The organism is Rhizobium sp. P2_G9 (genome assembly GCF_056403475.1).
In genome coordinates, this window is sequence record NZ_JBFUFK010000125.1 from 1 (window position 1) to 1080 (window position 1080).

Below are 1080 nucleotides of genomic sequence, written 5' to 3' on the forward strand. Positions count from 1 at the left end.
CGCTGGCAAGCATGCGGCACGCAAGCTCAAGCGGGCGCAGATCCTGCTGGCCGCCGATGCTGGCCTGGGCGACGAGGCGATTGCCGCCACCGTGGTGGCCAGCGGCTCGACGGTCTATCGCACCAGGCGTCGCTTCGTGGAGATGGGCCTTGAGGCGGCGCTKAGCGAAGAGGCGCGYCCTGGTGCGGAGCGCAAGCTGACCGGCAAGGAAGAAGCGCTGCTGGTGGCCACCGCCTGCTCCAGCCCACCGCCGGGCTGCAGCCGCTGGACACTGCAGTTGCTGGCCGACGCGTTCGTCAGGCTGACCGAGCATGAACAGCTGTCGCGTGAGACGGTACGCCGGCGCCTGGTCGAAAACGATCTCAAGCCATGGCGCAGGGACATGTGGTGTATCCCCAAGATCGACGCCGAATATGTCGCGCGCATGGAGGATGTGCTTGACCTCTATGCYGAAGAGCCCGACCCGGCACGGCCTGTGGTGTGCTTCGACGAAAGCCCGACCCAACTCATTGGCGAARTGCGGCTGCCGATCCCAGCCGCACCAGGCCGGTTGGAGCGTTACGACTGCGAATACAAGCGCAACGGCACCGCCAACTTGTTCGTCTTCCTTGATGCTCACCGATCCTGGCGCAAGGTAAAAGTCACTGCCCGGCGTACGGCCGACGACTTCGCCCAATGCATGCGCGATCTCGTCGATCTGCACCATCCCGGGGCCGAGACCATCCGTGTCGTGCTCGACAATCTGTCGACCCACACACCGGCCGCCCTCTACCAGGCCCTGCCGGCCTRCGAGGCGCGCCGTATCCTGAGACGCCTGGAATTCCATTACACGCCCAAGCATGCCAGTTGGCTCAACATGGTCGAGATCGAAATCGGCGTSYTGCGCGGCCAATGTCTTAACCGCCGCATCGAAAGCCACGATCGCCTCATCGCCGAAGTCGCCGCTTGGGAACACCGWCGCAATCAAAGTGGAGCCCGCATCAAATGGATGTTCTCAACCGAGCAAGCCCGCGCCAAACTTGCCAAAGCATACCCAAACCCAATCGCCAAAGAGTCATAATCTCTGTGCAGAGGTACTAG

General features: G+C 63.1%; 1 protein-coding gene. It reads left to right on the top strand.

Annotated elements, in window-relative coordinates:
* Positions 1–1060 (top strand): IS630 family transposase (locus AC1DYF_RS40270; protein ID WP_477884530.1); only part of this gene is annotated, 1060 nt, incomplete at its 5' end.
* Positions 1061–1080 lie beyond the last annotated feature (20 nt).